Source organism: Nocardia sp. NPDC004722 (genome assembly GCF_053601505.1).
In genome coordinates this window covers 18,101-29,126 of sequence record NZ_JBSGBY010000026.1, presented here as the reverse complement: position 1 = coordinate 29,126, position 11,026 = coordinate 18,101, and the positions used below count along the sequence as shown (strand labels likewise).

Here is an 11,026-nt window from a genome sequence, read left to right as displayed (position 1 = left end):
GAGCGGGCGGCATACGCGACCATCACATCGCGAGCCAGTGGACGTACCGACCAGCCATCGCCGGAGATGTGGTGCATCACGAAAACCAGCACATGTGTGGATGCGTCAGCAGTGCTCGATCCCCCAGCCTCACCCGGAAGGATCCGGAACAGCCTGGCGCGCACTGGCGGCGCGACGGTGACATCGAAGCCGGTCAGGATCAGTTCGGCGACAAGGTCACGCAGCTCGGCCTCGGTCACGTCGACCACGGCGGCATCCAGCTGGACTTGGTTGGCGGGCAGGATGACCTGCACACCAACGCCTTCCGCATTCTCGGGATAGGCGGTGCGCAACACTTCGTGACGCTCGAGCACATCCCTGACGGCGGCCAGCAAGGCGTCGGTGTCGAGATCGCCGGTGAGGCGGACGGCCAGAGGGATGTTGTTGACGGCCGAGGCGGTGTCGAAGCGGTTGAGGAACCACATGCGTTGCTGAGCCAACGACAGAGGAATCTCGTCCGGGCGTTCACGTCGCACCAGGGCGGTACGACGGCCGGTACCGGCCTCGACCGACAACCGTGCGGCCAATCCGGCCACGGTCGGTGCCTCGAACAGCACACGAACCGGGATCCGCGTGTCCAGGGCCGCACCGAGGCGGGCGGCCACCTGGGTGGCGATGAGCGAGTTGCCGCCCAGGGCGAAGAAATCGTCGTCCAAGCCGACAGGCTGGGCCAGGCCGAGGATCCCGGTGAAGACTCCGGCGACCAGCTGCTCGGCGGGCGATTGCGGCGCTCGGAACTCGCGCGCCTCGAATACCGGCGCGGGCAGCTGCTTGCGGTCCAACTTGCCGGAGGTGTTGAGCGGGAACGCCTCCAGCACCACGAAGGCGGCCGGGATCATGTAGGAGGGCAGGCGATCAACCAGGTGCACCCGCACCTCCTCCGGGTTCACCGTCCCCGCCGTCGGCACCACGTAGGCGACCAGCATGTCGCCGGTGTGCTCGGCGGTGTGCAGCACCACCACCGACTGGCTGACCTCGGGGTGCGCGGTGAGCGCGGCCTCGATCTCCCCCAGCTCGATGCGCTGACCACGGAACTTCACCTGGAAGTCGGTGCGGCCCAGATACACAAGCTCGGCGCCGTCGCCGCTGATCTCCCAGCGCACCAGGTCGCCGGTGCGGTACATGCGCTCACCCGCGTCCCCGAAGGGGTTGGCTACAAAGCGATCCGAGGTCAGGTCGGGGCGCGCCACATAGCCGCGGGCCAGCTGGACACCGGCGAGGTAGAGCTCACCGGCCACCCCCGGCGGGGTCGGGTGCAGGCGCGAATCCAGCACATACACCATGCTGTTGGTCTCAGGTCGGCCGATCGGCATGACGATGCGGTCGACCTCGCCCGTGACATCCCGGTAGGTGATGGACACCGCGGCCTCGGTCGGGCCGTACAGGTTGTGCAGCTCGGCATCGCTGACCGCACCGAAGGCGCGCACGGTCTCCGCGGGCAGCGCCTCACCGATCACGTACACCTGCCGCAGGGTGCGCAGCGCGTCGCGCAGGTGCTCCGGATCCGACTGTGCCGCGAAGACACTCAGCATCGAGGGCACGAAGTCGGTGACGGTGACACCGTGGCGCTCGATGGCCTCGGTCAGGTACGCCGGATCACGGTGGCCGTCCGGCGTGGCCAGCAGCAGTGTGGCGCCGACCCGTAGCGGCATGAAGTAGCCCCACAGGGACACATCGAAGGTGCTCGGCGTCTTCTGCAGGTAGATGTCCGCCGGCGTGAGCCGGTATTCCGCTTGCATCCAGTCCAGCTGGTTGACGATTGCGGCGTGGGAGATGCTGACGCCCTTGGGCTTTCCTGTCGAGCCGGAGGTGAAGATGACGTATGCCGGATGCTGCGGGTGCAGCGGGGCGAGACGTTCGGCATCGGTCACCGGACTGTCGGACAGCTCCGACAGATCGGCGGTGTCGACCTCCAGCACCGTGCGAGCCGCATTGTCGAACGGTGACCGGGAGGCGGTGAGCACACACACCGGATCGGCGGTGTCGAGCACGTGGGCGATGCGCTCGACAGGCTGATCGGGGTCGACGGGCACGTACGCGCCACCGGCCGTGACCACCGCGTAGGCGGCGACCACGAACTCGACGGAACGCCGAATATGCAGGGCGACCAGCGACTCCGGTCGTACTCCGGCTTCGATGAGGCGGCGGGCCAAGCGGTTCACCCGGCCGGCGAGCTCGCCGTAAGACAGTACTGCAGCCGGTTGAGAGATATCGGCGTGCTCGAAGCCGAGGGCGGTTGCCTCCGGCGTCCGGGCGGCCTGCGCCTCGAACAGCGCGACTAGCGACTCCCGGCCGTCGGCGGAGACCGCGCGCAGGGCGGCAGCCTCGACGGAGGTACCGCTCCAGTCGATCACCACCTGGTCACGTTCGCCGACGACCAGCAGCTCCAGATCGCCGACGGCCTGTTCCGGCCGCGCGGCAATGGCTTTCAGCAGCAGGGCGAACCGCTCGCCGAAGCGGGCCATGGTGGCCGCGTCGAACAGGTCGGTGGCGTAGATGAGCTCGGCGGCGATGCCGGCGGGGGCGGCGGCGTGGCCGTTGCCCTCGGCGGTGCCGAGTTGCTCGGTCAGCACCAGTTGGAGGTCGAACTTGGCGGTGTCGATGGGCAGGTCGACGGCGCTGACGGTCAGGCCGGGCAGTTCCAGTTCGGTGATGCCGGTGTTCTGGAACGACAGCATGACCTGGAACAGCGGGTGCCGCGCCTGCGAGCGGGCCGGGTTGAGGATCTCGACCAGGCGCTCGAAGGGCAGGTCGGCGTGGCCGAAGGCCTGGATGTCGGTGGCGCGCACCGCGTCCAGCAGTTCGGTGAAGCCGCGTCCGCCGTCCACCTCGGTGCGCAGCACCAGGGTGTTGACGAACATGCCGATCAGGTCGTCGAGCGCGCGTTCGCCACGTCCGGCGACCGGGGTGCCGATGGCGATGTCCTGCTCACCCGACAGGCGCGAGAGCAGCACGGCCAGCGCCGAGTGCATGACCATGAACAGCGTCGCGCCGCGGGTGCGGGCGAGTTCGCCGAGCTTGGCATGGGTTTCGGCGTCGATGGTGAAGACGTGGGTCGCGCCCTTGCCGGAGGCGACCGCGGGACGCGGCCGGTCGGCGGGCAGCTCCAGCTGATCGGGCAGCCCGGCCAGCGAGTCGCGCCAGTACGAGATCTGCTGGGAGATCACCGATTCGGGGTCGCGTTCGTCGCCGAGCACCGAGCGCTGCCACAGCGCGAAGTCGGCGTACTGGACTTCCAGGGCCTGCCAACCGGGTTCGCCGCCCTCGACGCGCGCGCCGTAGGCGGTCATCACGTCGCGGGTGAGCGGGCCCATGGAGAAGCCGTCGGCGCTGATGTGGTGCACCACCAGCGCGAGCACGTGCTCGGTGGGGCTGATCTCGAACAGTCGCGCCCGGAACGGCACCTCGGCGGTGACGTCGAAGCCGGTCAGCAGGAACGCCGAAAGCGCCTGCGGCAGTCCGGCTTCGGCGACCTCGACCGGGGTCAGGTCCGGAATGACCTGGCCGGTCGGGACGATCTCCTGGAACGCCTGCCCGTCGATCTCGGGGTAGCGGGTGCGCAGCGATTCGTGCCGCGCGAGCACGTCGGCCACGGCGATCTGCAGGGCCTGGCGGTCGACGAGACCCGAGAGCCGCACGGCCGCCGGGATGTTGTCCACGGCCGATTCGGGGTCGAACCGGTTGAGGAACCACATGCGCTGCTGCGCCAGCGACAGCGGCAGGCGCTCGGGCCGCTGCTGCGCGGTCAGCTTCTCGCGAGCCCTTGCGCCGGAATGGGTTTCGGCGCGGGCCGCGAGCGCGGCCACGGTCGAGGCCTCGAAGATCTCGCGGACGCCCAGGTGGGCGTCCAGCGCGGCCGACAGGCGTGCCGCCACCTGGGTGGCGATGAGCGAGTTGCCGCCGAGGGCGAAGAAGTCGTCGTCGAGACCGACCCGCTCGAGGCCGAGGACCTCGGCGAAGACCTGCGCCACGATCTGCTCGACCGGGGTGACCGGGGCGCGGAAGACCGCGGCCTCGAACACCGGCGCGGGCAGCGCCTTGCGGTCCAGCTTGCCGGAGGCATTGAGCGGGAACTCCTCGAGCACCATCAGGATCGACGGCACCATATAGGAGGCCAGGCTCTCGCCGATCTCGGCGCGGGCCGCCTCGACGTCGACGGTCGCGCCCGCCGCGGCGATAACGTAGCCGACCAGCTGGTCACCGGCGTGCGGGTCGTCGCGGACCACGACGACGGACTGGGCGATGGAATCCAGTGCGGTGAGCGCGGATTCGATCTCGCCGAGCTCGATGCGCAGACCGCGCAACTTGACCTGGAAGTCCGTGCGGCCGATGTACTCGATCTCCCCGTCAGCGTTCCAGCTGACCAGGTCACCGGTGCGGTACATGCGCTCGCCATCACCGAACGGGTTGGCCACGAAGCGATCCGCAGTGAGATCCGGTCGCGCCACATACCCGGTCGCGAGCTGATCGCCTGCCAGGTACAGCTCACCCGCGACACCCACGGGCACGGGGCGCAGACGTGAATCCAGCACGTACACCTCGGTGTTGAACACCGGGCGGCCGATCGGGACGATGTCGACATCAGCGTCCACCACCCGGTGGTAGGTGACGTCGACGGCGGCCTCGGTCGGGCCGTACAGGTTGTGCAGCTCGACACCGGTCACCTCGCGCAGCTTGTGCGCGGGCTTGGGCGACAGCGCCTCCCCGGAGGCGAAGACCATCCGCAGGCCGGTGCACCGCGCGGCGGCTTCCTCGGCGACGAACACCGCGAGCATCGAGGGCACGAAGTGGGTGACCGTCACGCCCTCGGCGACGATGACTTCTGCCAGGTAGGCCGGATCGCGATGCCCCTCGGGCTTGGCCACGACCAGCTTCGCGCCGATCTGCAGCGGCCAGAAGAACTCCCACACCGACACGTCGAAGGTCGCCGGGGTCTTCTGCAGCACCACATCGTCGCCGGTCAAACCATATTCGCCCTGCATCCACAGCAGCCGGTTGACGATCGCCGAGTGCGGCACCGCCACACCCTTCGGGCGGCCGGTCGAACCGGAAGTGAAGATCACGTACGCGGTATTCGAATCCCGCAGTGGTGCAACCCGGTCTGCGTCTGTCAGCGGCGTGCTGGAGTGGTTGCTCAAATCCAGGAGGTCGATGCGGACCTGTGCGGTGTTTATCTGAAGGTCTTCGCCAGAGGTCAGCACGGTCACCGGGTCGGCAGTGCTCAAGATGTATTCGATGCGCTCGGCCGGGTGGTCGGGGTCCAGCGGCACGTAGGCGCCGCCGGCCACGATGACGGCGTACATGCCGACCACCAGGTCGAGGGAGCGCCGTATGCCCAGCGCGACAAACGATTCCGCGCCGACGCCGCGTTCGACGAGCCAGCGCGAGAGGCGGTGTACCCGTTCGGCGAACTCGGCGTAGGACAGACTTGTCGTCTCGAAGGTGACCGCGGTCGCGTCGGGGGTCCTCTCGACCTGCGCCTCGAACAGCGCGACCAGGGTGATCGCGGCATCACCGGATATTGCGCGCGGCATATCGGAACGGTCGTCGGCCGCAGGGGTGCTCCCGGCCACGCCGAACTCACCAGCGGAGAGCGCTCCCCACAGTTCGGCGGCGGAGGCCGCGGACAGTGCCGTCGAGGTGAGCTCACGCAGCACCGGGCTCAGATCGAACGCGGTGCGGTTCCAGGTGGTGACGACCTGTTCGCGCTCGGCGGCGTCGAGCAGCTCGATATCACCCACGGCCGCGGCCGGTTCGGTAGTGATGGCGGTCAGTACCCGGATCAGGCGATCCGCGATCCCTTGGACGGTGGTCTCGTCGAACAGGTCACGCAGATACCCGGCGCGGATGCGGAGGCGGGTGTCGAGCTGGGCGATCAGGGTCAACGGGTAATGGGTGGCATCGGCGGCGTCCAGACCGGTGACGGCCAGACCGTCGATATCGGCGGCCTGCGACCGGATGCCCTCGGCGTCCACGGGATAGGACTCGAACACCACCAGGGTGTCGAAAAGTCCACCGATGCCCGTCGCCGACTGGATGTCGGCCAGACCGACATAGTGGTGGTCGAGCAGGTCGGCCTGCTCACCCTGAGTGCGGGTCAGCAGCGAGCGCGCAGACTCGGCCGGGTCGAAAGCGACTCGCACCGGGACGGTGTTGATGAACAAACCCACCATCGACTCGACATCCGGGAGCTGCGCCGGGCGACCGGACACGGTGGTACCGAACAGCACATCCTCGCGGCCGATGAGACGACCGAGAACGAGGCCCCACGCCACCTGCAGCACCGTGTTCGGGGTAACCCCGATCTCGGCGGCCAGCCCGGTCAAACGGGCGGTCGCGACCTCGTCCAAATCGAAGAAGTACTCTCCCGACAGGGCGGTGATCTCGTGGCTCGAGTCCGGACGGCTCAACAGGGTCGGCTCGGAGACACCGAGCAGCGAGCGCTGCCAGGCCGCGATGGAGGCCGAACGGTCCTGTTGGGCAACCCATTCCAGGAAGTAGCGGTAGGACCGCGCCGGCGGCAGCACAGCGGGGTCGGAGTGCGTGGCGTAGAGCACCAGCAGGTCCTGCATGAGCAGCGGCATCGACCAGCCATCGAGCAGAATGTGGTGATTGGCCACCGCCAGCTGCCAGCGGTCGGCCGCGATCTGGACCAGGGTGAAGCGGATCAGCGGCGGCTCGGTCAGATCGAAGCGCTCGACTCGATCCGCGGCGATGATGTCGGACGCATCGCCGGACTCCGTGCGGTCGTGCACCGTGAACGCGGCGCGGACAGCATCGAGGACCAGCTGGACCGGGACACCCGACGCGTCGGAAACGTAGGCGGTGCGCAGAATCTCATGGCGTTCGATGAGCGCCTGCGCGGCCGAGCGCAGCCGGTCGGTGTCCACGCGTCCCTCGAGGGTCAACACCACCTGGGCGGTGTAGACGTCGACGGAGGTGGCGGCCAGCTGCGCGTGGAAGAGCAGACCGGCCTGCAGCGCCGAGAGCGGCCACACCTGGTCCAGCGCGCCATACTGCCGTTCCCAGTCGTCGATATCGCGCTGAGTGACCTCGACCAGGCCGAAGTCGGACGGAGTGTGCCCGCCCGCATGCGCCGAATCGGCATGGCGGGCCACGGCTTCCAGCGCCGCGACCCAGAACCTACCGAACTGCTCCACCGCATCAGCACTGAGCAGCGTGCTCGGGTAGCCGATGTTCGCGGTCAGCTTGTCGCCGACCACGATGGCGTTGATGTCGATCGGGGCCATGGCGGGCATGTCGGCGTCGTAGGCCCCGGCCAGGTCGGCCAGGTCCGCGGCCGGGATCCAGCCGAATCCGCGCAGCGCCTCGGGCACATCGCCCTCGTTGACGCGGCCCAGGTAGTTGAAGCTGACCTGACCCGGCAGCTGCTTGGGCAGCTGCGCGGCGGTGTCGGAGTTCATATAGCGCAGCAGGCCGTAACCGATGCCCTTGTCCGGCACCGACAGCAGCTGCTCCTTGACGGCCTTGATGGCCCGGCCCATGGCGGGACCGCCGGAAAGGGCGGCGTCCACGTCGATGCCCGACAGGTCGAAGCGCACCGGGAAGATGGCGGTGAACCAGCCGACCGTGCGCGACAGGTCGGCACCGGGCACGACCTCTTCCTCACGCCCGTGACCTTCCAGCCGGACGAGGGCAGACTTCTCCCCCAGCCCCTTGGCGGCACGGAACTTGGCCACCGCCAACGCGAGTGCGGTCAGCAGACCGTCGTTCACACCGCCGTGGAACAGCGCGGGCACGGTGGTCAGCAGCGACTTGGTGGCCTCGGCCGACAGCTCGACCTTGTGCTTGGCGATGGTCGCGGTGACGTCCACGGCCGGATCCATGGCGCGCTCGGTGAGCAGCGGATCCGGGCCCTCGACGACATCACGCCAGAACGCCAGCTCGGCAACGCGCTCGCCGGTGGCGGCCTCGCGCTCGAGGGCGTGCGCCCAGGTGCGCATGGAGGTGGCCGGGGCGACCAACTCGGGGGCCTGTCCGGCGGACAGCTGTCCCCAGGCGGCGACGAAGTCCGGCACCAGGATTCGCCAGGTGACACCGTCGACCACGAGGTGGTGCGCGGCGACGACGAGGCGACCGGCACGCGAGGCGTCCGACGGCTCCAGCCACACGAACCGGATGACCTGTCCCGCAGCCGGATCCAGCTTGTCGAGGGTGGCATCCAGTGCGGCGGTGGCGATCTCGACGAGCTGAGCATCGTTCACGCCCGCGTCGAACTCGGTGCGATCGATCAGCGAATCCGCGTCGATCGTTCCCGCGGCGGCGGTCTCGACGATCCAGTCCGCGTCCGGCACCCGCCGCAGACGCGCCCGCAGCATGTCGTGGCGGTCGATGACCGCGCCGACGGTGGCCGCGATGCCCGCCCGATCGATGCCGATCGGCAGTTCCAGGGCCATGGTCTGGTTGAACCGGCCGAACTCGCCCGGCCGTCCGGCCATGAACCGCACCACCGGCGTCAACGGCATGACACCCACGCCGCCGCCGGGCAGCTCGGTCAGCTGCGGCGTCGAATCGTCCTGGCCCTCGGCGGTTTGCGCGACCGCGGCCAACCCGGACACGGTGCGCTGCTCGAAGACGTCGCGCGGGGAGAACACCACGCCGCGCGCCTTGGCCCGCGACACCAACTGGATGGAGACGATCGAGTCGCCACCCAGCGCGAAGAACGAATCGTCGATACCGACCCGCTCCAGGCCCAGCACCTCGGCGAACACCTCGGCGATGGTGTGCTCCAACGGATTACGCGCGGCGCGGAAGACCACCTCGGTGGCGAAGACCGGCTCGGGCAGCGCCCGGCGGTCCAGCTTGCCGACGGGCGTCAGCGGCACCCGGTCGATGACCATCACCGAGGACGGCACCATGTACGCGGGCAACCGGCCCTCGACGTGCGCGGTCACGGCCGCCACATCGATCGAATGACCCGGCGTGGCAACGACGTACGACACCAGCGAGGTCGCGCCCGCGGCGTTCTTGTGGCCGACGGTGACCGCGAAGTCGACGCTCTCGTGCGAGGCCAGCGCGGCGTCGATCTCACCGAGCTCGATACGGAAACCACGCACCTTGACCTGGAAGTCCGAACGACCCACATACTCGATGGCCGCGTTGCCCTCGCCGTCGGCGCGCCAGCGCACCACGTCACCGGTGCGGTACAAGCGCGCACCCGGCTGATAGGGATTGGCGACGAAGCGCTCGGCAGTGAGCCCCGGCCGGTCGTGGTAGCCACGGGCCAGCTGGATGCTGTCCAGATAGAGCTCACCGACGACGCCGTCCGGTACCGGCCGCAGTCGGTTGTCGAGCACCAGCGCCCGCACTCCGCGGATGGGTCCACCGATGACCAGTGGATCACCGGCGGCGAGCGGATGGCTCATGGCGGTGACGATGGTGGTCTCGGTGGGGCCGTATACATTGTGGAATGCGCGAGTGTCACCGTCCGCCAAAGGAATCGCCCAGCGCGAGACCATACCGCTCGGCATGGCCTCGCCACCCGCGGCCAGCACCTTCAGGCTGTCTAGTCCGGTCGGGTCCATGGTCGCGACTGCCGCAGTGGTGATGAAGGCGTGCGTGACCCGTTCGCTCCGGATGACCTCGGCCAGTTCCTCACCGCCGATGACGCCGGGACGGACCACCACCATGGTGGCGGCCGGGCCGACGGCGAGCAGCAGTTCCATGACCGCGGCGTCGAAGCTCGGCGACGCGAAATGCAGGGTACGTGAGGAGGAGTCGAGCTGGTATCGGTCGAGCTGGGCCTGGCTGTAGTTGGCCAGACCGGCGTGGGTGACCACGACGCCCTTGGGCACACCGGTCGAACCGGAGGTGTATGTGATGTAGGCCGGGTGCTCAGGCCGCAGCGGGACCCGCCGGTCGGTATCGGTGACGGGTTCGGCGGTGTACGAAGCGATCTCGGCCTGCACCAACGGGTCTTCGAGCGAGATCCACCCGTTCGAGTCACCCAGCGGCGGCAGGGTCGCCAGCTCGGCCTGCAGGCTCAGGCCCAAGGTCACGCGGGAGTCGGTGATCATGTGCTCGATGCGATCGACAGGGTAGGACGGATCCACCGGCACGAACACCGCGCCCGACTTGGTCACCGCCCACAGAGCTAGCACCGACTCGAGCGAACGCCGGATGGCTACAGCAACAGGGATTTCCGGTCCGGCGCCACGTTCGATCAGCAAGCGCGCCAAGCGGTTCGAGCGGGCATCCAGCTCGCCGTAGGACAGACTCGTCCCCTCGAACACGACGGCGGTCGATTCGGCGTTGATTGCGACGGCGTCGGCGATCAGTTCCGGCAGCGTGCGCGCCGCGACGGCGGGCAGGCCGAAGCGGGCCACTAGATCGGTGCGCTCGGCCGCATCCAGGATGTCGATCGCGCCGACCCCGATCTCGGGGTTGGCGGCGACGGCCTCGAGCACCCGCACCCAACGCTGCGCGAACCCGGCCGCGGTGGCCTCGTCGAACAGATCGGTGGCGTAGGTCAAGGCCAATGCCATGCCGGAGTCGGACTCCGACAGCGTGAACTGGAGATCGAAGCGGGAGATGTTCTCCGCGAGATCCAGCGTCGAGACCGCCAGCCCGGGCAGTTCGATGCTGGTGCGATCCAGGTTCTGGAACGCCAGCATGACCTGGAACAGCGGGTTGCGGGCCTGCGAGCGCTCGGGGGCGAGCAGTTCCACCAGTCGCTCGAACGGCACGTCGGCATTGCCGAAGGCGTCGAGGTCGGTGTGGCGGGCCCGGTCGAGCAGGTCGGTGAACGACTCGGCCGGGTCGATGCCGGTGCGCAGCACCAGCGTGTTGACGAACATGCCGACCAGGTCGTCCAGCGCGGCCTCGCCACGACCGGCGACCGGGGTGCCGATGGCGATGTCGTCGCCACCCGACAGCCGGGCCAGCAGCACCGCGAGGGCGCTGTGCATGACCATGAACAGCGACGAACCGCGCTGCCGGGCAACGTCTTCCAGACCCGAGATCAGCT

At 68.8% G+C, this 11,026-nt stretch carries 1 protein-coding gene (only partly in view); it reads right to left on the bottom strand.

The window, feature by feature from the left end; all coding sequences use genetic code 11:
• Window positions 1-11,026 carry part of the coding region annotated (locus tag ACWELQ_RS05315) for a non-ribosomal peptide synthase/polyketide synthase (protein WP_452395786.1) on the bottom strand (this coding region is incomplete at its 3' end). 17,041 nt of the annotated region lie beyond the right edge of the window, so 11,026 of the 28,067 annotated nt are shown.